Below are 21,506 nucleotides of genomic sequence, written 5' to 3'. Positions count from 1 at the left end.
TACGCAGGGCCCCGTACGAGGAACGTACGGGGCCCGCGTCGCGTCTTCGGCCGGGATCGTCCTGTGCCGGCTCACATACCCGCGATCAGTTTCTCCACACGGTCGTCCACCGAACGGAACGGGTCCTTGCACAACACGGTGCGCTGCGCCTGGTCGTTGAGCTTGAGGTGGACCCAGTCGACGGTGAAGTCCCGCCGCTGCTCCTGCGCCCTGCGGATGAAGTCGCCGCGCAGCCGCGCCCTGGTCGTCTGCGGGGGCACGGACTTGCCCTCGAAGATCTTCAGGTCGTTGCAGATGCGGGCGGCCTGTCCCTTGCGCTCCAGCAGGTAGTACAGGCCGCGACGCCGGTGGATGTCGTGGTACGCGAGGTCTATCTGGGCGACCCGCGGATGCGACATGGTCATGTTGTGCTTGGCCCGGTACCGCTCGATGAGCTTGTACTTCATCACCCAGTCGATCTCGGTCTCGATCCGGTCGAGGTCCTCGGCCTCGATCGCGTCGAGCGTACGGCCCCAGAGCTCCAGGACCTGTGCGACGGTTCCGGTGCGGATGCCACGGCGGTCGACGAAGTCGACGGCCTTCTCGTAGTACTCGCGCTGCACCTCGATGGCGGACGCCTCACGGCCACTGGCCAGGCGCACCTTGCGCTGTCCCGTGGTGTCGTGACTGACCTCCCGGATCGCCCGGATCGGGTTCTCCAGCGTCAGATCCCTCATCACCGTGCCCGCTTCGATCATGCGGAGCACCAGATCGGTCGCGCCGACCTTGAGCAGCATGGTCGTCTCGGACATGTTGGAGTCGCCGACGATGACGTGGAGGCGGCGGTACCGCTCCGCGTCCGCGTGCGGTTCGTCACGGGTATTGATGATCGGGCGGGAGCGCGTGGTCGCGGAACTGACGCCCTCCCAGATGTGCTCGGCACGCTGGCTGACGCAGTAGACCGCGCCCCGGGGGGTCTGCAGCACCTTGCCCGCACCGCAGATCAATTGCCTCGTGACGAGGAAGGGAATGAGGATGTCCGCGAGCCGGGAGAATTCTCCGTGCCGGGCCACGAGGTAGTTCTCATGGCATCCGTAGGAGTTTCCCGCCGAGTCGGTGTTGTTCTTGAAGAGATAGACGTCGCCCGCGATTCCCTCCTCGTGCAGGCGGCGTTCGGCGTCGACGAGCAGGCCTTCGAGAATGCGTTCGCCGGCCTTGTCGTGGGTGACCAGTTCGGTCAGGTTGTCGCATTCGGGGGTTGCATATTCCGGATGCGATCCCACGTCGAGGTAGAGGCGGGCGCCGTTCCGCAGAAAGACATTGCTGCTGCGGCCCCATGACACAACACGGCGGAAGAGGTAGCGCGCCACTTCATCAGGGGACAGTCGGCGCTGTCCCCTGAACGTGCACGTGACGCCGTACTCGTTCTCCAGCCCGAAAATGCGGCGGTCCATGACTGAACATTACGCCTGATGGCCTGAGCTGAAACCGGGTTCGACAGCACCGTTTCGATCATTTTCCGATCCCTGTACGGCGACGGCCGTACGCCCGGGAACTGCCAGTGCCCTTCCCGTCGCCAGCAGGACGAGCAGCGCCGCCACCCCACCGGCCCCCGCGACGGCGAAACTCCACGACGTGCCGCCCAGCTCCACGGCCGGGCCCGCCACGGCCGTTCCCGCCGCCGCGCCGACCCCGAACGTCGTCACCAGCCAGGAGAACGCCTCGGTCACGGTGCCTCGCGGAGCATGCCGGTCGACCACGATGAAGGAGCACGCGATCGCGGGCGCCAGAAAGACCCCGGCCACTGCCGCCAGTGCGGTCATGGCGACCACTCCGGGGGTCAGCATCAGCGGCAGATAGCCCAGTGCCAGCAGCGCGACGATGACCCGCAGCCGGCGCTCCGGCGCCCCGGCCCACTGCCGCGCCCCGTAGACGGCACCGCCGATCAGCGCGCCCAGCCCCAGCGCGGCCATCAGCCAGCCGTACACCGACTCCCGGCCGTGGTCGTCGGCGTAGGCCACGCCGGCCACCGTGATCGAGCCCAGCGCGAGTCCGACGAAGAAGAACGACCCCAGCAGCGCCAGCAGCCCCCGTGAGCGCAGCGCCCCCAGCCAGTGCGCCTCGCGGGGTGCGGAGCGCCAGGTCCGGGAAGGCTCGGAGAGAACGACGGAGAGCGCCCCCAGGACCCCTATCGCGTTGATGACGAGCAGGGCTGCGGCGGGTGACCAGAGGGAGACCAGCACCGTCACCAGCAGCGGGCCCACGGTGAACATGACCTCCTGGGCGACGGCATCCATGGCGTACGCCCGGTGCACCCGGTCCTCACGGCCCAGGACGCTCGGCCACAGGGCCCGCAGGCCGCCCTCCAGCGGCGGCGTGAAGACTCCGGCCACCGCCACCGCCCCGTAGGCCAGCGGCAGCGATCCCAGGCCCACCAGAGCCAGCAGGGACATGCCCAGCGCCGACACCACGGCGGCCGGTAGCTGGACGCGCGGCTGGCCGTACAGGTCCACGGCGCGGCCCAGCAGCGGCTGCCCGACCGCGGTGGCCAGCCCGTACACGGCCGCGAGCGCGCCGGCCAGGGTGTAGGTGCCGCCCTCGGCGCGGGTGAACAGCACGATCGCGACCGGGGCGGTGCCGTTCGGCAGTCGTCCCACCAGGGTCCCCGCCAGCAGCCGGGCGGCATGCCGCGCCCGGAGGATGTCCAGATATCCCGCGGCCATGTCGGTCGCCCCTCTCCCCCGAGCGGTCCGACGACCCCGAGGTTTTACGTATAACGTCGAGGTTCATACGTACCATGTGCCCAGTCCGCAGGTCCACCTCACGACGCCTGCCCCGACCGGCCCGGAGGCCCGAGTGACCAGCGCACCACAGCCCGCCCCGACCCGGCCCACCAGCCGCGATGTCGCGCGGGCCGCAGGCGTCTCGCAGGCCACCGTCTCCCTCGTGCTCGGCGGCAAATGGCGCGGCAGGGTCTCCGAGGCCACCGCCGAACGCGTACGCCGTACCGCCCACGAACTCGGCTACCGGCCCAATCTCGCCGCCCGCAACCTGCGGCTGGGCCGCACCAGGACCGCGCTGCTGGTCGTCCCCGCGCTCACCAACGAGTTCTTCGCGCGGGTCTACACCGGCGCCGCCGGGGTCGCCGCCGAGCACGGCTTCGGCGTCGTCCTCTACCCGTCCCCCGACGGCACCGGTCCGGCCCGGGACCCCTTCGCCTCGGCGAGCGCCTCCCTGGACGGCGTGATCGCCTCCTCCATGGCCGCCGGCGCGCTCGACGAGCTGCGCGGCGCGGGCCTGCCGCTGGTCATGCTCGACAGCGACCCGGCGGACAGCGGGGTCGCGGCCCGCGTCAACCTGGACATCGCCGACGGAATGCGGCAGGTGGCGGACCATCTGCTCGCCCTCGGCCACCGCCGCTTCGTCCACCTGGCGTCGGCGGTCGACTCCTGGACCTTCGCGGTGCGCGGCCGGGCGCTCCACGACGCACTGCGGGCGGTGCCCGGCACCTCCGTGCGGACCGTCGCGGCGGCGCTCGACGTCCATGCGGGCCGCATCGCGGCGGAGCGCACGCTCGCCGCCCCGGGCCCCCGGCCCACCGCCCTCGTCTGTGACGACGACATCCTCGCCGCGGGTGCCTGCAAGGCCGCCCGCAGGCTCGGCCTCCGGGTGCCCGACGACCTGTCCGTCACCGGGTTCGACGATCTGGCCCTGGCCACGGCCGTCGAGCCGGAGCTCACCACCGTGCAGCTGCCCGCCGAGCAGGTCGGGGAGCGCGGCATGGCCGCCCTGCTGGCGGTCCTGGACGACCGGCCGGCCGAGCCCGGCAGCCTCCCCGTGCACCTGGTGGCCCGCGGCTCCTCGGCGCCCCCGCCCGCATGACCGTGCCCCGGCCCGCCGGGAACGGCGGACCGGGGCACGGTCATGCGGTGGACCGCCCCGCGAAGGGCTACTCCACGTCCCCGCCGGAGTCGGTGGACTTGGGAGCGTCCGTCGCGGCGGCGGACTCGCCGCCCTCGCCCTCTTCGGTGTCGGAGGGAGCGTCCGTCGGCGCGGAGCCGCCGTCCGCCTCCAGCAGCCGCGCCAGCTGCCTGCCGACGATCCGCTTGAACTTCCGCTGCTGCGGCCGCGTACGGTCCAGGACCGCGACCTCCAGCCGCTCCGCGGGGATCTCCCGCTCGCTGCCGTTGGGATCGCGCGACAGCGCCTGCACCGCCAGCTTCAGCGCCTCGGCGAGCGTCATCCCGTCGCGGTGCCGCTGGTCCAGGAAGGTGCTGATCTGCTCGGCATTGCCGCCGACCGCGACCGAGCCGTGCTCGTCGACGATCGAGCCGTCGTGCGGCAGCCGGTAGATCTGGTCGCCCTCGGGCTCGGCGCCCACCTCCGCGACCACCAGCTCCACCTCGTACGGCTTCTCGGCCGCACTGGAGAAGATGGTGCCCAGCGTCTGCGCGTAGACGTTGGCCAGCCCACGGGCCGTCACATCGTCACGGTCGTAGGTGTATCCGCGCAGATCGGCATAGCGCACGCCGCCGATGCGGAGATTCTCGTATTCGTTGTACTTGCCGGCGGCGGCGAAACCGATCCGGTCGTAGATCTCGCTGAACTTGTGCAGCGCACGGGACGGGTTCTCGCCGACGAACACAATGCCGTCGGCATACTGCAGCACAACCAGGCTGCGACCACGGGCAATGCCCTTCCGGGCGTATTCCGCCCGGTCGGCCATGGCCTGCTGAGGTGAGACATAGAACGGCGTCGACACCGGTTATCCGTCCCTTTCTGTCAGTGACAAGAGCATCGAAGAAGCAGCGGAACGGAGGTCAGAGCAGCGCGGCGCGCGGGCCGTCGGGCTGCTCCAGCCGGTGTTCCAGGATGGAGCGGGCGATCTCGGAGGATTCCGCCTCGTCCAGCTTCCGGAAGCCCTCGTCGGTGATGACGGTGACGATCGGATAGATCCGCCGGGCCACATCCGGACCGCCGGTCGCCGAATCGTCGTCCGCGGCGTCGTACAGCGCCTGGACGACCAGGGTGAGGGCCTCCTGCTCCGTCAGGTCCTGGCGGTAGAGCTTCTTCATCGAGCTGCGGGCGAAGACCGACCCGGAGCCGGTGGCCGCGTAGCCGTGCTCCTCGGAACGGCCGCCGGTGACGTCGTACGAGAAGATGCGGCCCTTCTCGCGGTCGACGTCGAAGCCGGCGAAGAGCGGCACGACGGCGAGGCCCTGCATGGCCATGGCCAGATTGCTGCGGATCATCGTGGAGAGCCGGTTGGCCTTGCCCTCCAGGGAGAGCTGGGCGCCCTCGACCTTCTCGAAGTGCTCCAGCTCCAACTGGAAGAGCTTGACCATCTCCACGGCCAGTCCGGCCGTGCCGGCAATGCCCACCGCCGAGTACTCGTCGGCCGGGAAGACCTTCTCGATGTCGCGCTGAGCGATCACATTGCCCATGGTCGCGCGCCGGTCACCGGCCAGGACCACACCGCCGGGGAACGTCGCCGCGACGATGGTCGTCCCGTGCGGCGCCTCGATGGCCCCCTGCAGGGGCGGCAGGCTCCGGTTGCCCGGGAGCATCCCGGGTGACTGGTCGGACAGGAAATCCATGAACGAAGAGGATCCCGGCGTCAGGAAGGCAGCTGGTAGACGCCCGGTGCTACGAGTGTTGGCTTCCACGCGTTTCCCTCCAGGTAAACGACGGCCCTGAGCAAGGCGTCAGGATCGTCTCCCAACCTGCCGATGGCCGAATTGCAGTTGCTGCGGTTACGCCACGGACCCTACCCGTCCCGTGGCGGTGATCCACATGAACCGCGGAGGCAGCTGCACGGCTCGCGGTGCCGCTTGCGCCCGCGCGGTACGGGCCGACCCGGCCCGTACCGCGCGCACCGCTCTCCACTCCCCCACGTTCACATCCGTGAACTACTGTCCGCCCTTTTGAACGAAGGAGCGCACGAAGTCCTCCGCGTTCTCCTCGAGCACGTCATCGATCTCGTCCAGAACCGAGTCGACGTCGTCGCTCAGCTTCTCCTGGCGGTCCTTGAGGTCCTCGGAGGCCTGCGCGTCCTGCGCCTGCTCCTCGACCTCCTCGGTGGAACGCGTCGCCTTCTGCTGTCCGCCGCCGGTGTCCTTGGTCGCCATCTAGCTCACCCCGCTCGGTTCGAAGCACTTGATCAGACCCTACCCACGGGCTCCGACATCGGCCCGGTACTTCCCTCAACGTCCGGGGGACATCCCGATGATTCCCCGATCCCGGCCCTTTCAGCCGCCCGACAGGACCTGGACCAGCTCCTCCGCCGTACGGCAGCGGTCCAGGAGCTCCTTGACGTGGTTACGGGTGCCGCGCAGCGGTTCCAGGGTCGGTACCCGTTGCAGCGAGTCATGACCCGGCAGATCGAAGATGACCGAGTCCCAGGAGGCCGCCGCCACGTCGTCGGCGTACTGCTCCAGGCAGCGGCCTCGGAAATAGGCCCTGGTGTCCTCCGGAGGCTTCGTACGGGCCTGCTCGACCTCGCTCTCGTCCAGCAGCCGCTTCATCTTCCCGCGGGCCGCCAGACGGTTGTACAGGCCCTTCTCGGCCCGCACGTCGGCGTACTGGAGATCCACCAGATGCAGGCGTGCCGCGTCCCAGTCCAGGCTGTCGCGGCGGCGGTAGCCCTCCATGAGCTCCCGCTTGGCGATCCAGTCGAGCTCCCCGGACAGGCTCATCGGATCGTTCTCCAGCCGGTTGAGGGTGTCCTCCCAGCGGATCAGGACGTCCTTGGTCTGCTCGTCGGCGTCGGCCCCGTACCGCTCCTCGACGTACTTGCGACCCAGCTCGAAGTACTCCATCTGCAGCTGCACCGCGGTGAGGGTGCGGCCGCTGCGCAGCGTGATGAGGTGCTTCAGCGTCGGGTCGTGGGAGACGTGGTGCAGGGTGCGCACCGGCTGGTCGACCGCGAGATCGACGTTGATGAAGCCGTCCTCGATCATGGAGAGGATCAGGGCGGTGGTGCCGAGCTTGAGATAGGTGGAGATCTCCGAGAGGTTCGCGTCCCCGATGATCACATGGAGCCGGCGGTACTTCTCGGCGTCGGAGTGGGGTTCGTCCCGGGTGTTGATGATGGGGCGCTTGAGCGTGGTCTCCAGCCCGACCTCGACCTCGAAGTAGTCGGCGCGCTGGCTGATCTGGAAGCCGTGCTCGTGACCGTCCTGGCCGATTCCCACGCGTCCCGCGCCGGTGACCACCTGGCGGGAGACGAAGAACGGGGTCAGATGGCGCACGATGTCGGAGAAGGGGGTTTCCCGCTTCATCAGGTAGTTCTCGTGCGTGCCGTACGAGGCGCCCTTGTTGTCGGTGTTGTTCTTGTAGAGGTGGATCGGCTGGGCGCCGGGAAGCTGGGCCGCGCGCTCGGCGGCTTCGGCCATGATGCGTTCGCCGGCCTTGTCCCAGAGGACCGCGTCCCGCGGATTGGTGACTTCCGGGGAGCTGTATTCCGGGTGCGCGTGGTCGACGTAGAGGCGGGCCCCATTGGTGAGGATGACATTGGCGAGGCCGATGTCCTCGTCGGTGAGCTGGCTGGAGTCCGCGGTCTCGCGGGCGAGGTCGAAGCCTCGCGCGTCCCGCAGCGGGTTCTCCTCCTCGAAGTCCCAGCGGGCGCGGCGCGCCCGGTGCATCGCCGCTGCGTAGGCGTTGACGATCTGGGACGAGGTGAGCATGGCATTGGCGTTGGGGTGGCCGGGGACGGAGATCCCGTACTCCGTCTCGATGCCCATTACTCGCCGTACGGTCATGCGGCCCTCCTTGCCCGGCGGCGCTCCCTTGAGGGGCGGCGCTCCAGTACCGCTGCTTGTCGGTGCGCGTGCACTGCCCGTCCACGCACTGCGCGACCGGGCGGTACGCAAGAGCCTAGAGCGCCTCTGTGCTGGTGGGGAGATCAATTGCGTCATTGCTGCGGTGTCGCGCGAGCTGGACCGAAAGCAACCGGCTGCGGATGCCCGGCCGGGCATCCGCAGCCTGTCCGCGTTCTACAGGTACTGCCCGGTGTTCGCCACCGTGTCGATGGAGCGACCGGTGTCCGCGCCCTGCTTTCCGGTGACGAGCGTGCGGATGAAGACGATCCGCTCGCCCTTCTTGCCGGAGATCCTGGCCCAGTCGTCCGGGTTGGTGGTGTTCGGCAGGTCCTCGTTCTCCTTGAACTCGTCCACGCACGCCTGGAGGAGATGGGAGACGCGAAGGCCCTTCTGGCCCTGGTCGAGGAAGGCCTTGATGGCCATCTTCTTGGCCCGGTCGACGATGTTCTGGATCATCGCGCCGGAGTTGAAGTCCTTGAAGTACAGGACTTCCTTGTCGCCGTTGGCGTACGTGACCTCGAGGAAGCGGTTCTCCTCGGACTCGGTGTACATCCGCTCGACGACGGACTGGATCATGGCGTGCGCGGCGGCTTCCTTGGAGCCGGTGTGCTCCGCGAGGTCGTCCGCGTGCAGGGGCAGCGAAGGCGTGAGGTACTTCGCGAAGATGTCCCTCGCGGCCTCCGCGTCCGGGCGCTCGATCTTGATCTTCACATCGAGGCGGCCGGGTCGCAGGATCGCGGGGTCGATCATGTCCTCGCGGTTGGAGGCGCCGATGACGATGACGTTCTCCAGGCCCTCGACGCCGTCGATCTCGGCGAGCAGCTGGGGGACGATGGTGTTCTCCACGTCCGAGCTGACGCCGGATCCCCGGGTGCGGAAGAGGGACTCCATCTCGTCGAAGAAGACGATGACGGGGGTGCCCTCGCTCGCCTTCTCACGGGCACGCTGGAAGACCAGGCGGATGTGCCGCTCGGTCTCGCCGACGTACTTGTTGAGAAGCTCCGGACCCTTGATGTTGAGGAAGTAGCTCTTGCCCGCCGGCTGGCCGGTGACCTCGGCGACCTTCTTGGCAAGGGAGTTGGCGACGGCCTTGGCGATGAGTGTCTTGCCGCAGCCGGGCGGACCGTAGAGCAGGATGCCCTTCGGCGGACGCAGTTCGTGTTCCTTGAAGAGGTCGGGGTGGAGGTAGGGGAGCTCGACCGCGTCCCGGATCAGTTCGATCTGGTCGCCCAGGCCGCCGATCTTGTCGTAGTCGATGTCCGGTACCTCTTCGAGGACGAGTTCTTCGACCTCGCTCTTGGGGACCACTTCGTAGACGTAGCCGGACCTGGGTTCGAGCAGGAGGGCGTCGCCGGGGCGGATGGTGATGTCCAGCAGCGGCTCGGCGAGCCTCACCACCCGTTCCTCGTCGGTGTGCCCGATGACCAGGGCCCGCTCGCCGTCCTCGAGGATTTCCTTGAGGGTGACGATGTCCCCGGCCCGCTCGTATTCCATGGCGTCGACCACGTTGAGCGCTTCGTTGAGCATGACTTCCTGGCCGCGCCGGAGGTCGTCGAGCTCGACACTGGGGCTGACATTCACCCGGAGCTTCCGGCCCCCGGTGAAGATGTCGCAGGTGCCGTCCTCATTGCCCTGCAGAAACACACCGAAACCGGCCGGCGGCTGTGCGAGCCGGTCGACTTCTTCCTTGAGGGCCACGATCTGGTCGCGGGCCTCGCGCAATGTGTTGGCGAGCCGTTCATTCTGTGCGGACACGCCTGCCAGGTTGGTCTGCAACTCGACGATCCGCTCTTCGAGAATCCTCGTATGGCGCGGAGAGTCGGCGAGCTTACGTCGCAGGACGGCGATTTCCTGCTCGAGATAGGCGACCTGGCCGGCTGGGTCTTCGGACCCCCGCCCGGGCCGGATGCCGCGGTTGATGTCGTCGTCGTGGGCTGCCACGGTCCTCACCTCCTCCAAGGGGAGCTGGACGCTTCCTGACCCTACCTGGGTGGGTGATGATTGAAACCCCTAGATCACAAAGACTGCGGGGCGTGTCCGATCTTCACCCTTGCGTTCCCCCTCGTGTCAGGGGAATACCCACCCTTCAACATCGGAAAGCGGCCGGTTGTATCGTCGAACCGTTCAACACCCGTCAGGGTTGGCTTCTTTTGGTTCGGATACGCAGGGAACGGCAGGAGAAATGACCGTGCAGCAGGACGCTCCCAACGGCGGCGACGCACAGGACCTGGAGGTCTGGATCGACCAGGACCTCTGCACGGGAGACGGCATCTGCGTCCAGTACGCGCCCGAGGTGTTCGAGCTGGACATCGACGGTCTGGCCTATGTGAAGAGCGCGGACGACGAGCTGCTGCAGGACGCGGGCGCGACGACGCCCGTTCCGCTGCCGCTCCTCCAGGACGTCGTCGATTCGGCCAAGGAGTGTCCGGGCGACTGCATCCACGTACGTCGCGTTTCGGACAGCGTCGAGGTGTACGGCCCCGAGGCCGCCTGATCCGGCTGCCACGGGCCTCCGGTCACCCTCGGTGACCGGTCAGGCGCTGCTCGGAGCGGCCTGGGTGGCGCGGACGAACGCGCCGCCCTTCCACTGCCAGGTGACCCGCTCCTGCTGGTCGGGGCAGCAGCGCGCCACCGCGTCCGAGGAGTAGCCGAGCAGAGTGGCCGAAATGACTCCGTCACTCACCGCGAAATCGCCGACGCTCATCTCCTGGGCGGGGTCCACCAGGGTCGCCACGACCCGCGGTGCGGCCCCGCTTCCGCGTGTGAGGACGTAGACGCCGCTGGGCGGGGTCCCGGAGCCGGCCGCGCAGCGGACCACCGCGACGGTCTCGGGGCGGCCGTCGCCGTCGAGGTCGCCGGTGGCCTGCTTGGCCACGGCGCTCTCCAGCCCGCCGCATTCCAGGGGGAAGTCCGCCCGTGCCGGATCGGGGGCGGTGACGTTCGCGGTGCCGTGCTGCGCCGTGGTGCGGTGAGAGGTGGAGGCAGAGGCCGCGGGGTCCGGCTGGAGCAGGCCTGCGGCCGCGACGACGGCGGCCATGGCCGCCGCGGTGGCGAGCCAGTGCAGCGGCTTGGTGTCGGTGTGCGCGAGGTCCGGGAGCTCGGAGGTCTGCACGCGGGATGTCTCCTGTGGTTCCTGTGGTTCGAGGATGCCGGGGTGGGCGGCGCCGGTGGGACTGGTGCGGCGGCGTGGGTGGCCAGCATCGTGCCACACCTCACAGAACAGCGGAACGGTGGGGTCGGTACGGATTGCCCGGCCGGCGAGGACGGTGTCCTCCCGGCAACGAAAGGGCGCCGCCGTCGAGTTCCCGGGTCGGTCCGGGAACTCGACGGCGGCGCCGGTGCGTTGCGCGGTCAGCCGCGGGAGGAGCCGCTCTGGCTGCCGGGACCGTCGTAGTCCTCGCCGTAGGCACCCTTGGCCGGGCGGCGGCGGCGCAGCGGGGCCTCCACACCGTCGGCCAGGCGGCGGGCGGTGACGAGGAAGCCGGTGTGACCGATCATGCGGTGGTCGGGGCGGACGGCCAGGCCCTCGACGTGCCAGTTGCGGATCATCGATTCCCAGGGCTGCGGTTCCGCGAAGCAGCCGATCTCGCGGATGGACTCGACGGTCCGCGCGAGCTGGGTGGTGGTGGCGACGTACGCGCAGAGGATGCCGCCGGGCACCAGCGCCTTGGAGACGGCCTCCAGGCACTCCCAGGGGGCGAGCATGTCGAGGACGACGCGGTCGACGTCGGTGTCCGAGAGGTTGTCCTGGAGGTCGCCGACGGTGAGCTGCCAGGCCGGGTGCGGTTCGCCGAAGTAGCGTTCCACGTTCTGCTGGGCGATCTCGGCGAAGTCCTCGCGGCGCTCGTAGGAGTGCAGCATGCCCTGGTCGCCGATGGCGCGCAGCAGGAAGGTGGAGAGCGAGCCGGAGCCGACGCCGGCCTCCACGACACGGGCGCCGGGGAAGATGTCGGCGAAGGCCAGGATCTGCCCCGCGTCCTTGGGGTAGACCACGGCGGCGCCGCGGGGCATGGACAGGACGTAGTCGGGGAGCAGGGGGCGCAGCGCGAGATAGGCGACGTTTCCCGTGGTTCGGACAACACTGCCCTCGGGGGCACCGATCAGCTCGTCGTGCGGGAAAGAACCCTTGTGGGTGTGGAAGTTCTTTCCGGCCTCGAGCGTGAAGGTGTAGTGGCGTCCCTTGGGATCGGTGAGCTGGACCTGGTCCCCGACCTTGAAGGGCCCGCGTCGGCGGGCGGCACCGGTCGGTTCAGACATGTGACCAGCGTACCGGTGATTCCCGGGGCTCCGACCGCGGGCCCGGGGCGGACTCCGGCGGTCAGGCGGCCGGCCTGGCCAGGGCGGCGACGAACGCACGTTCGACGTCGGCGGTGGAGAGGACGCCGTAGATCTCACCGGTCTCCTCCAGCACGAGGTACTCGGTGGCCGGGCTGGCCTTGAGCCTGTCCAGGAGTGCCTCGCCGGACAGCTCGGCGGAGACCTTCATGCCTTCGGTGAGGTCCTGGGCGAGACCGCTGACGGCGACCCAGGGGCGGCGATGTTCCGGCACGGCGACGATGGCCGCTTCCCGGACGATGCCCTTCGGTTCGCCGTGTCCGTCGACGACGACGAGGGCTCGGGCGCCCGCCTCGTTGGCCCGGCGCAGGGCCTCGGAGAGCGGGGTGGCGGCCTCCACCGGGACGGCGCGCCGGGTGAGCGTGCGGGCGCACAGCTCGGGGAGGTGTTCGCGCAGACGGGCCATGCGCAGGCTGTTGCCCGCTCCGGTCCAGATGATCGCGGCGAGGATGGCGGCGAGCAGGGCGTCGGTGATGGTGTCCATGCCGCTGAGGTCGCCGGGGTCGTTGCCGAAGGTCCCGGTGTGGGTGAGCAGCGGCAGGCCGATCAGGGTGATGACGGCGAGGGCGCGGCCGACCCAGGCGGCGGCGACGGTGCCGCTCATCGGCCGTCCGGTGATCTTCCAGACGACGGCGCGGAGCATGCGCCCGCCGTCCAGCGGGAGGCCGGGGAGGAGGTTGAAGGCGGCCACCAGGAGGTTGGAGACCATCAGCCCGGCGAGCAGGACACCGGGCACGGTGCCGGGCGCGACGAACATCATCCCGACGTAGAACACGCCCGCGAGCACCAGGGAGAGCAGCGGTCCGACGAAGGCGAGCAGGAATTCGCGGCCCGGGGTCTCGGACTCCTTCTCGATCTCGGAGACGCCGCCGAAGAACTGGAGCTGGATGCGGCGCACCGGCAGCTTGTAGCGCAGCGCCACGACGGTGTGGGCGAGCTCGTGGACGAGCACGGAGGCGTAGAAGGCGATCGCGAAGAAGAGCGCGACCAGATAGCGCGCCGTGCCGAGCTCGGGCAGCACCCGGTCGAGCTGACCGCCGAAGACCCAGGTGATCAGCGCGGCCACGAGGAACCAGCTGGGCGCGACGTACACGGGCACGCCGAAGGGGCGGCCCATGAGAATGCCGCCTCCGGGCTCTTCGGGGCGCTGCGGTTCACCCTTGTCGGGGCCGGCGCCAGGGGGCGTTCCCCCTGCACCGGGCTGCGGCCGCCCGCTGTCGCCGCTCTCGTCCACGGGGTCCCTTCGGTCGGTGCCCTACGGCACGATCATGCAGTGTTCGAGGCTGTGTGGTCGATGGTATGCCGCCCGCTGTCAGTAGCGGGCCGTAGGGTCTTCGACATGACCTCCCTGCCGCGGCCCGCTCAGCCGCCTTCGTCCCTGTCGCCGTCGCGGGCGAGCGATTTCATGCAGTGTCCGCTGCTGTACCGCTTCCGGGTCATCGACAAACTGCCGGAGAAGCCCAGCGAGGCGGCTACCCGGGGCACGCTGGTGCATGCGGTGCTGGAGCGGCTCTTCGACAATCCGGCGGTGGAGCGCACCGCCGGCCGGGCCACGGCGCTGATCCCCGCCCAGTGGGACCGGCTGCTGGAGTCGAAGCCGGAGCTGTCGGAGCTGTTCGCCGAGGATACCGGGGGCGAGCGGCTCTCGCGCTGGCTCTCGGAGGCGGAGGGCCTGGTGGAGCGGTGGTTCTCGCTGGAGGATCCGACGCGTCTGGAGCCCGCCGAGCGGGAGCTCTTCGTCGAGACGGAGCTGGAGTCGGGACTGCGGCTGCGCGGGGTGATCGACCGGATCGACGTGGCGCCGACGGGCGAGGTCCGGATCGTCGACTACAAGACGGGAAAGGCGCCGCGCCCGGAGTACGCGGAGGGCGCGCTCTTCCAGATGAAGTTCTACGCCCTGGTGATCTGGCGGCTGAAGGGTGTGGTGCCGCGCCGGCTCCAGCTGGTCTACCTCGGCAGCGGGGACATCCTGACGTACGACCCGGTGGTGACGGATCTGGAGCGGGTGGAGCGCAAGCTGCTGGCGCTGTGGGACGCGATCCGGCTGGCCACGGAGACGGGCGAGTGGCGGCCCCGGCCGACGAAGCTCTGTGGCTGGTGCGACCACCGGTCGGTCTGTTCCGAATTCGGCGGTACTCCCCCGGTCTATCCATTGACGGTCCGCCCGGCGGAGCCGGAGCAGGATGTGCAGGGCAGAATGGATCCGGTCCGCGCCGAGGCCGGCCGGCCTGTGGCCCTCGAAGGACCGTGAACTCGAAGGACCGTGAAGGAGACTCTGTGGCTATCCGCGTCCTACTGGTCGACGACCAGCCCCTGCTGCGCACCGGCTTCCGGATGATTCTGGAGGCGGAAGGCGATCTCGCGGTGGTGGGTGAGGCCGGTGACGGTCTCCAGGCTCTCGACCAGGTGCGGGCGCTGCAGCCCGATGTGGTGCTGATGGACATCCGCATGCCGCGGATGGACGGCGTCGAGGCGACGCGCCAGATCACCGGGCCGGGCCGCGACGGTCCGGCGAAGGTGCTGGTGCTGACGACGTTCGATCTCGACGAGTACGTGGTGGAGGCGCTGCGCGCCGGCGCCAGCGGCTTCCTGCTGAAGGACGCTCCGGCCAATGAGCTGGTGCAGGCCATCCGGGTGGTCGCGGCGGGCGAGGCGATGCTCGCACCGAGCATCACCCGCAGGCTCCTCGACAAGTACGCGGACCATCTGCCGTCCGGCGAGGATCCGGTGCCCGACACGCTGCACACGCTGACCGACCGCGAGGTCGAGGTGCTGAAGCTGGTGGCACGCGGTCTGTCGAATGCGGAGATCGCCGCGGATCTGTTCGTCAGCGAGACGACGGTCAAGACCCATGTCGGCCATGTGCTGACCAAGCTCGGACTGCGCGACCGGGTGCAGGCCGCCGTGTACGCGTACGAGAGCGGTCTGGTGCGCCCCGGCGCCCAGTGAGCGGAGCGGGGAGAGCGGCGCCTCCGGCCAGGTGCGGCCGGGGGCGCCGTCCGTGCTCAGTCGCGGCCGTCGCCCAGCTCCCAGAGCTGGAGTTCCGCGGAGGAGTTGACCGCCCACTCGACACCGGTGAGGTCCTCGCGGGAGGCGACGTACTGCTTGCCCTGCCAGATCGGTAGTACCGGTACGTCGTCGGCGACGATGTCCTGGATCTGCTGGAAGGTCTTGGTCGAGGCGCTGCGGTCGCTCTCGCGGCGGGACTGCGGAATGAGCGTCTTCTGGGCCGGCGCCGACTTGTAGGGCGAGTTGAGGAAGTTGTTCCTGTCGAGGAACGGCGCCGTGAAGTTGTCGGGGTCCGGGAAGTCGGGGAACCAGCCCATGCCGTAGACGGCGTAGTCGCCGCGCAGCTGTGCCGGGCGGTACTTCGCCCAGGGGCTTCCCTGGACAGTGACATCGAACAGTCCGGTGTCGTTGAACTGCTTCTTCAGTGTTCCGAACTCGGCGGCGGTGCCGGCGCCGGCACGGTCGGTCGGGTAGTGGAGCGTGAGCTTCACCGGGGTGTCGACGCCTGCGGTGTTCAGGATCGCCGCAGCCTTCGTGGTGCTGGGTTCGCTGTACTTGTTGTAGAACGAGTTGGCGTGCGCGGTGATGCCGGACGGGATCAGCGAGTACAGCGGCTCGGCCGTGGTGCCGTACACCTTGCTCGCGATTTCACCGCGGTCGACGACCTGGGCCATGGCCTGGCGGACGGCCTTGTTCTTCACGGCCGGGTCGTTGGTGTTGAAGCCCAGGAAATGGATGGCGAGGCCGGGCATCTCGGTGAGCTTGATGCCGTCCCTGGGCTTTTCGAGCATCTGCTGGGACTGCTCGGGCGACATGGTGCGGGTCATCATGTCGATCTTCTGGTTGTCGAGGGCCTTGCCCATGGCCGCCGGGTCGGGGAAGACGTCCAGCTCGACTTTCTCGTTCCGTACCTTCAGGTCCCCCTTGTAGTGAGGGTTCCTGGTGAAGAGCACCTTGACGATCCGATTGTGCTCGACTTCCGGCTTCATGGTGTACGGGCCGGAGCCGTCCACCTGGAATCCGGTACGCGCGGACTTCGCCGCGTACTGGCTCCGCGGCACGATCCCGGCGACCGGGGTGGCGAGCTTGTACGGAAACGTGGCGTCCGGCGCGCGCAGGTGGAAGATGACCTCCCGCTCGCCCTGTGTCTCGACCGTGTCGATGTTGTCGAGCAGGGCGACGGGCCCGTTGGCGGCATCGATGCGGATGACGCGGTCGATGGAGTACTTCACGTCGTCGGCGGTCATGGCCTTGCCGTCGGCGAACTTCAGACCGCTGCGCAGCTTGCAGCGGTAGCTCTCGTTCTGCGTGTCCGTGAAGGTGCAGCTCTCCGCGGCTTCGGGCACCGGCTCGCCGCCGCCGCGCGGCACATGCACCAGGGTCTGCACGGTCTGCCGGAGCACGTTCCACACGCCGGCTTCGTAGCCGATGGCGGGATCGAGCGGCGCGGGACTGTCCTTCGAGGCGACGAACTGGTCCGTGGTGCCGACAACGATGGCGCCCTTGCCATCGCTCCCGTCGCCCGACGCGCCGCAGGCGGCGAGTGCGGGTGCGAGCAGGCCGACGACGGCCGGCAGCACCAGAGTCTTGCGGTTCATCTTGGACGCTCTCCCTCATCCGGGCATGGAGAGAGCGACATTAGTAGGCGTCGTCGGCAATGCCGGACCGGAGAAGTCCCCGCGCGTAATCAGATGGTGATGGGAATGAACGGCGAGCCGCTTTCACGCGTCGGAAGGGTTTCGTAGATATCAGAATGAACCGGGACATTCCAATGCCCCAAAACGGGCACACCGGGTGATCTCGAAAACCCTCCGAAGCGCATTCGGGTGAGAAAGCTCACGCGTCGACCGTTCGAATCCCTTATCGCACGCCCGGCATTCCCACACTTACGCGCGACAGAAAATGCACCATTCGCCGCCGAGGGCTTTTCCGTTCATTCACAGAAACACTCTCGGTACGCGGATCAACGCGTTCCCGTGACCAGTCCCCGGAGGAAGGCGAGATCGACTTCTTCGAGCGAACGCACGACCACCCGGCCGGACGCGGGGGCGATGGGAGCGACGGACGGTACGGCGACCACCCGGCAGCCCGCCGCCTCCGCGGCCGCGACACCGGTCGCGGTGTCCTCGATGACCGCACAGCGCTCGGGCTCCGCGCCGAAGCCGGAAGCGGCGGTGAGATAGGGCTCCGGGTGCGGCTTCGTACGGGAGACCTCGTCGCCCGCGACGGTGAGCGCGAAGTGGTGACGGCCCACCGATTCCAGCACCCGGTCGATGATCCGCCGGTGCGAGGCGGAGACCAGGGCCGTCGGGATGTCGTGCCTGACCAGTTCGGCCAGCAGCCGGGCAGCGCCCGGCATCAGCGGCACCCCGCGGCCGATGCGCTTCTCGAAGCGGTCGTTGAGCAGCACGGTGAGTTCGTCGAGGGTGATGTCCGCGCCGGTGACGTCCATGAGGTAGCCGGCGCTGCGGGTCATCGGCCCGCCGACCACCACGTCCCGCCAGGCCTCGTCGAGCCGGTGACCGAGCTCGGCGAAGACCTCCACCTCCGCGTCCCACCAGAACCCCTCGGTGTCGACGAGAGTGCCGTCCATGTCGAGGAGGACGGCCTGGAGCGCGGCGCCTTCGGCCGTGCGGGTCAAGGACGCGGGGACCGTGCTGGTCATCCGGCACACCTTCCGTAAGGGACGAGAAGGCCGGCCGCCATTTCCCGTGGGAAGGGCGACCGGCCTGCACTGGGCCGACAAGTGTACGACTTGTCCTGCTACCGCGCGTTGAACATCGTCTTACCGCGCGTTGAAGTACTTCGCCTCCGGGTGGTGGATGACGATCGCGTCGGTGGACTGCTCCGGATGCAGCTGGAATTCCTCCGAGAGATGCACCCCGATCCGCTCCGGCCGGAGCAGCTCGGCGATCTTCGCCCGGTCCTCCAGATCGGGGCAGGCACCGTAGCCGAGGGAGAAGCGCGCCCCCCGGTACTTCAGCGCGAACATGTCCTCGACGTCGGACGGGTCCTCGCCGCCGAAGCCCAGCTCCGAGCGGACCCGGGCGTGCCAGTACTCGGCCAGGGCCTCGGCCAGCTGTACGGACAGGCCGTGCAGCTCCAGGTAGTCGCGGTAGGAGTTGGCCTCGAAGAGCTTCGCGGTCTCGCCGCCGATCTTCGAGCCGACGGTGACGACCTGGAGACCGATCACGTCCCGCTCGCCGGACTCCTCGGGGCGGAAGAAGTCCGCGAGGCAGAGCCGCCGGCCTCGGCGCTGGCGCGGGAAGGTGAAGCGGGTCCGCTCGGAGCCGTCCTCGTGGAGCAGGATCAGGTCGTCGCCCTTGGACACGCAGGGGAAGTAGCCGTGGACGACGGCGGCTTCCAGGAGGTTCTCGGTGTGGAGCTTGTCGAGCCAGCCGCGCAGGTGCGGGCGGCCCTCGGTCTCCACCAGCTCCTCGTACGTCGGTCCGTCACCGGCGCGCGCCTGCTTCAGCCCCCACTGGCCCTTGAAGAGGGCGCCCTCGTCGAGCCAGGACGCGTACTCCTTGAGCTGGATGCCCTTGACGACCCGGGTGCCCCAGAAGGGGGGCTCGGGGACCGGGTTGTCGACGGCGACGTCCGAGCGGACGCCCTCCTGCGGCTCGTCGACCTCCAGGACCGCAGTGTCGCGCTTGGGCACCCGGCGCTGCTTGAGCTCGGGCAGGACCGCACCCGGGACACCACGCTTGACCGCGATCAGCGCGTCCATCAGACGCAGCCCCTCGAACGCGTCGCGGGCGTAGCGGACCTCGCCCTCGTAGATCTCGTGGAGGTCCTGCTCGACGTAGGCCCGGGTGAGGGCCGCGCCGCCGAGGATGACGGGGAAGTCGGCGGCCAGCTTGCGCTGGTTCAGCTCCTCCAGGTTCTCCTTCATGATCACGGTGGACTTCACCAGGAGGCCGGACATGCCGATGACGTCGGCCCGGTGTTCCTCCGCGGCTTCCAGGATCGCGGAGACGGGCTGCTTGATGCCGAGGTTGACGACGTTGTAGCCGTTGTTGGACAGGATGATGTCGACGAGGTTCTTGCCGATGTCGTGGACGTCGCCGCGGACCGTGGCCAGGACGATGGTGCCCTTGCCCTCGGCGTCGGACTTCTCCATGTGCGGTTCGAGGTGTGCCACCGCGGTCTTCATGACCTCGGCGGACTGGAGGACGAAGGGCAGCTGCATCTGGCCGGAGCCGAAGAGCTCGCCGACGACCTTCATGCCCTCCAGGAGGGTGTCGTTGACGATGTCGAGGGCCGGGCGGGTCCGCAGCGCCTCGTCGAGGTCGTTCTCCAGGCCGTTCTTCTCACCGTCGATGATGCGGCGCTGGAGCCGCTCGTCGAGCGGCAGGGCCAGGAGCTCCTCGGCCTTGCCCGCCTTCATCGACTTCGTGCTGACGCCCTCGAACAGCTCCATGAGCCGCTGCAGCGGGTCGTACCCCTCGGCGCGCCGGTCGTGGATCAGGTCGAGGGCGACCTTGACCTGCTCCTCCTCCAGGCGGGCGATCGGCAGGATCTTGGAGGCGTGCACGATCGCGGAGTCGAGTCCGGCCTTGACGCACTCGTCGAGGAAGACGGAGTTCAGCACGACGCGGGCGGCCGGATTGAGGCCGAAGGAGATGTTGGACAGGCCCAGCGTGGTCTGCACGTCGGGGTGGCGCTTCTTCAGCTCACGGATCGCCTCGATGGTGGCGATGCCGTCGCCGCGGGACTCCTCCTGACCGGTGCAGATGGTGAAGGTGAGGGCGTCGATCAGGATGTCCGACTCCTGGATGCCCCAGTTTCCGGTCAGGTCCGCGATCAGCCGCTCGGCGACGGCGACCTTGTGCTCGACGGTGCGGGCCTGGCCCTCCTCGTCGATGGTCAGCGCGATCAGCGCGGCACCGTGCTCCACGGCCAGCGCGGTGACCTTGGCGAACCGGGACTCGGGACCGTCGCCGTCCTCGTAGTTGACCGAGTTCAGGACGGCACGCCCGCCCAGCTTCTCCAGGCCGGCCCGCAGCACGGGCAGCTCCGTCGAGTCCAGCACGATCGGGAGCGTGGACGCGGTGGCGAACCGGCCGGCCAGCTCCTCCATGTCCGCCACACCGTCACGGCCCACGTAGTCGACGCAGAGGTCGAGCATGTGCGCGCCCTCGCGGATCTGGTCACGGGCCATCTCCACGCAGTCGTCCCAGCGGGCTTCGAGCATGGCCTCGCGGAACTTCTTCGACCCGTTGGCGTTCGTGCGCTCGCCGATCGCGAGGTACGAGGTGTCCTGGCGGAACGGGACGGTCTGGTAGAGGGAGGCGGCACCCGGCTCGGGGCGCGGGGTGCGGGAGGTGACGGCCACACCGCGGACCCGCTCGACGACCTGGCGCAGGTGCTCCGGAGTCGTACCGCAGCAGCCGCCGACCAGCGAGAGGCCGTACTCCTGGACGAAGGTCTCCTGCGCGTCGGCGAGCTCGGCCGGGGACAGCGGGTAGTGCGCGCCGTCCTTGCCGAGCACCGGGAGGCCGGCGTTGGGCATGCAGGAGAGCGGGATGCGGGAGTGACGGGCGAGGTAGCGCAGGTGCTCGCTCATCTCGGCCGGGCCGGTGGCGCAGTTCAGGCCGATGAGGTCGATGCCGAGCGGTTCCAGGGCGGTGAGCGCCGCGCCGATCTCGGAGCCGAGCAGCATGGTGCCGGTCGTCTCGACGGTGACGGAGCAGATCACCGGGAGGTTGGCCCCGGTGGCCTCCAGGGCGCGGCGCGCGCCGATGACGGAGGCCTTGGTCTGGAGCAGGTCCTGGGTGGTCTCGACCAGGAGGGCGTCGGCGCCACCGGCGATCATGCCTTCGGCGTTCTGCTGGTAGGCGTCGCGGAGCCTGGTGTACGGGGCGTGGCCCAGCGTCGGCAGCTTGGTACCCGGGCCCATCGAGCCGAGCACCCAGCGCTGCTGCCCGGTGGAGGCGGTGAACTCGTCGGCGACCTCGCGGGCGATGCGCGCGCCGGACTCGGAGAGCTCGAAGACCCGCTCGGGAATGTCGTACTCGCCCAGGGCCGCCAGATTGGCGCCGAAGGTGTTCGTCTCGACGCAGTCCACGCCGACGGCGAAGTACTCCTCGTGCACCGAACGCACGATGTCGGGGCGGGTGACGTTCAGGATCTCGTTGCAGCCCTCGAGGTTCTGGAAGTCCTCGAGGGTCGGGTCCTGTGCCTGGAGCATGGTGCCCATGGCGCCGTCGGCCACCACTACACGGGTGGCGAGCGCCTCGCGGAGGGCTTCGGCTCGGTTCCGGCTGTCGGCGGAAGGGGTCGGCGACGAGGCCATGGATGTACTCCCTGGGATGCGACGGCTGTCGGCTTTGCGTCTTCGGTGGAAGGCGCACCAGGCCA

Annotated in this window: 17 protein-coding genes and 1 pseudogene; 4 read left to right on the top strand and 14 right to left on the bottom strand. The window is 69.1% G+C overall.

Going from position 1 to position 21,506, the window contains the following annotated elements:
• Positions 1-71: 71 nt before the first annotated feature.
• Both pafA and OG611_RS19345 read right to left on the bottom strand, forming a co-directional pair.
• Positions 72-1,433 (bottom strand): Pup--protein ligase, encoded by a 1,362-nt coding sequence (gene pafA / locus OG611_RS19350; RefSeq protein ID WP_266421641.1) that lies wholly within the window; start codon positions 1,431-1,433, stop codon positions 72-74.
• Between the two features lie 9 nt (positions 1,434-1,442).
• Entirely contained in the window at positions 1,443-2,702 is a 1,260-nt protein-coding gene (locus OG611_RS19345) for an MFS transporter (RefSeq protein ID WP_266421639.1), read from the bottom strand.
• Positions 2,703-2,835: 133 nt separating this feature from the next.
• On the opposite strand from OG611_RS19345, the gene OG611_RS19340 reads away from it, so the two are divergent.
• Positions 2,836-3,861: a LacI family DNA-binding transcriptional regulator gene (locus OG611_RS19340; RefSeq protein ID WP_266421637.1), complete on the top strand. Its 1,026-nt coding sequence runs from the start codon at positions 2,836-2,838 to the stop codon at positions 3,859-3,861.
• 67 nt (positions 3,862-3,928) lie between these two features.
• Here OG611_RS19340 and prcA read toward each other — a convergent pair whose 3' ends face one another.
• The 6 genes and pseudogenes from prcA to arc form a co-directional block, all read right to left on the bottom strand.
• Entirely contained in the window at positions 3,929-4,741 is an 813-nt protein-coding gene (prcA, locus tag OG611_RS19335; RefSeq protein WP_072484405.1) for a proteasome subunit alpha, read from the bottom strand.
• Positions 4,742-4,799: 58 nt separating this feature from the next.
• Positions 4,800-5,645 carry a proteasome subunit beta gene (prcB, locus tag OG611_RS19330; RefSeq protein ID WP_266421634.1) on the bottom strand — a complete coding sequence of 282 codons (846 nt, stop codon included), beginning with the start codon at positions 5,643-5,645 and terminating at the stop codon, positions 4,800-4,802.
• A pseudogene (locus tag OG611_RS19325) lies at positions 5,597-5,787 on the bottom strand (endonuclease domain-containing protein); the annotation flags it as partial. The gene prcB and the pseudogene OG611_RS19325, both read right to left, overlap by 49 nt.
• 101 nt (positions 5,788-5,888) lie before the next feature.
• Positions 5,889-6,107: a ubiquitin-like protein Pup gene (locus OG611_RS19320; RefSeq protein WP_266421631.1), complete on the bottom strand. Its 219-nt coding sequence runs from the start codon at positions 6,105-6,107 to the stop codon at positions 5,889-5,891.
• Between the two features lie 120 nt (positions 6,108-6,227).
• Entirely contained in the window at positions 6,228-7,739 is a 1,512-nt protein-coding gene (gene dop, locus OG611_RS19315) for a depupylase/deamidase Dop (protein WP_353962566.1), read from the bottom strand.
• Between the two features lie 234 nt (positions 7,740-7,973).
• Positions 7,974-9,740, bottom strand: a complete 1,767-nt coding sequence (gene arc / locus OG611_RS19310; RefSeq protein WP_266421628.1) for a proteasome ATPase — start codon at positions 9,738-9,740, stop codon at positions 7,974-7,976.
• Between the two features lie 241 nt (positions 9,741-9,981).
• Between arc and OG611_RS19305 the strand changes: the two genes are divergently transcribed.
• Positions 9,982-10,293: a ferredoxin gene (locus tag OG611_RS19305; protein ID WP_266421625.1), complete on the top strand. Its 312-nt coding sequence runs from the start codon at positions 9,982-9,984 to the stop codon at positions 10,291-10,293.
• A gap of 39 nt (positions 10,294-10,332) precedes the next feature.
• Here OG611_RS19305 and OG611_RS19300 read toward each other — a convergent pair whose 3' ends face one another.
• The 3 genes from OG611_RS19300 to OG611_RS19290 all read right to left on the bottom strand — a co-directional run bounded on the left by OG611_RS19300 (position 10,333) and on the right by OG611_RS19290 (position 13,368).
• Positions 10,333-10,911: a hypothetical protein gene (locus OG611_RS19300; RefSeq protein ID WP_266421621.1), complete on the bottom strand. Its 579-nt coding sequence runs from the start codon at positions 10,909-10,911 to the stop codon at positions 10,333-10,335.
• 239 nt (positions 10,912-11,150) lie between these two features.
• Positions 11,151-12,056, bottom strand: a complete 906-nt coding sequence (locus OG611_RS19295) for a tRNA (adenine-N1)-methyltransferase (protein ID WP_124718703.1) — start codon at positions 12,054-12,056, stop codon at positions 11,151-11,153.
• A gap of 61 nt (positions 12,057-12,117) precedes the next feature.
• On the bottom strand, positions 12,118-13,368 hold the full coding sequence (locus OG611_RS19290) for a site-2 protease family protein (protein WP_266421616.1): 1,251 nt from the start codon (positions 13,366-13,368) through the stop codon (positions 12,118-12,120).
• A gap of 171 nt (positions 13,369-13,539) precedes the next feature.
• On the opposite strand from OG611_RS19290, the gene OG611_RS19285 reads away from it, so the two are divergent.
• Positions 13,540-14,385, top strand: coding sequence for a PD-(D/E)XK nuclease family protein (locus tag OG611_RS19285; protein WP_266426031.1), 846 nt, complete (start codon positions 13,540-13,542; stop codon positions 14,383-14,385).
• A 26-nt stretch (positions 14,386-14,411) separates the two neighbouring features.
• Positions 14,412-15,083, top strand: a complete 672-nt coding sequence (locus OG611_RS19280) for a response regulator transcription factor (RefSeq protein WP_148833656.1) — start codon at positions 14,412-14,414, stop codon at positions 15,081-15,083.
• A 56-nt stretch (positions 15,084-15,139) separates the two neighbouring features.
• Here OG611_RS19280 and OG611_RS19275 read toward each other — a convergent pair whose 3' ends face one another.
• The 3 genes from OG611_RS19275 to metH all read right to left on the bottom strand — a co-directional run bounded on the left by OG611_RS19275 (position 15,140) and on the right by metH (position 21,441).
• Positions 15,140-16,741 (bottom strand): ABC transporter substrate-binding protein, encoded by a 1,602-nt coding sequence (locus tag OG611_RS19275; protein WP_266421612.1) that lies wholly within the window; start codon positions 16,739-16,741, stop codon positions 15,140-15,142.
• Positions 16,742-17,106: 365 nt separating this feature from the next.
• On the bottom strand, positions 17,107-17,808 hold the full coding sequence (locus OG611_RS19270; RefSeq protein ID WP_266421609.1) for an HAD family phosphatase: 702 nt from the start codon (positions 17,806-17,808) through the stop codon (positions 17,107-17,109).
• A 120-nt stretch (positions 17,809-17,928) separates the two neighbouring features.
• Positions 17,929-21,441: a methionine synthase gene (metH, locus tag OG611_RS19265; protein ID WP_266421606.1), complete on the bottom strand. Its 3,513-nt coding sequence runs from the start codon at positions 21,439-21,441 to the stop codon at positions 17,929-17,931.
• Positions 21,442-21,506 lie beyond the last annotated feature (65 nt).

Origin of the sequence: Streptomyces sp. NBC_01363, from assembly GCF_026340595.1 — a bacterium.
GTDB lineage: Bacteria > Actinomycetota > Actinomycetes > Streptomycetales > Streptomycetaceae > Streptomyces.
Note: the sequence above shows the minus strand (reverse complement) of the source record. Positions and strands in the feature narration are given on the sequence as shown.

Excerpts from the sequence above, each read along its gene's own strand:
- OG611_RS19275 (WP_266421612.1), bottom strand. The coding sequence starts at position 16,741 with ATGAACCGCAAGACTCTGGTGCTGCCGGCCGTCGTCGGCCTGCTCGCA.
- pafA (WP_266421641.1), bottom strand. The coding sequence starts at position 1,433 with ATGGACCGCCGCATTTTCGGGCTGGAGAACGAGTACGGCGTCACGTGC.
- OG611_RS19305 (WP_266421625.1), top strand. The coding sequence starts at position 9,982 with ATGACCGTGCAGCAGGACGCTCCCAACGGCGGCGACGCACAGGACCTG.
- metH (WP_266421606.1), bottom strand. The coding sequence starts at position 21,441 with ATGGCCTCGTCGCCGACCCCTTCCGCCGACAGCCGGAACCGAGCCGAA.
- OG611_RS19295 (WP_124718703.1), bottom strand. The coding sequence starts at position 12,056 with ATGTCTGAACCGACCGGTGCCGCCCGCCGACGCGGGCCCTTCAAGGTC.
- OG611_RS19320 (WP_266421631.1), bottom strand. The coding sequence starts at position 6,107 with ATGGCGACCAAGGACACCGGCGGCGGACAGCAGAAGGCGACGCGTTCC.
- dop (WP_353962566.1), bottom strand. The coding sequence starts at position 7,739 with ATGACCGTACGGCGAGTAATGGGCATCGAGACGGAGTACGGGATCTCC.
- OG611_RS19345 (WP_266421639.1), bottom strand. The coding sequence starts at position 2,702 with ATGGCCGCGGGATATCTGGACATCCTCCGGGCGCGGCATGCCGCCCGG.
- OG611_RS19270 (WP_266421609.1), bottom strand. The coding sequence starts at position 17,808 with ATGACCAGCACGGTCCCCGCGTCCTTGACCCGCACGGCCGAAGGCGCC.
- OG611_RS19285 (WP_266426031.1), top strand. The coding sequence starts at position 13,540 with ATGCAGTGTCCGCTGCTGTACCGCTTCCGGGTCATCGACAAACTGCCG.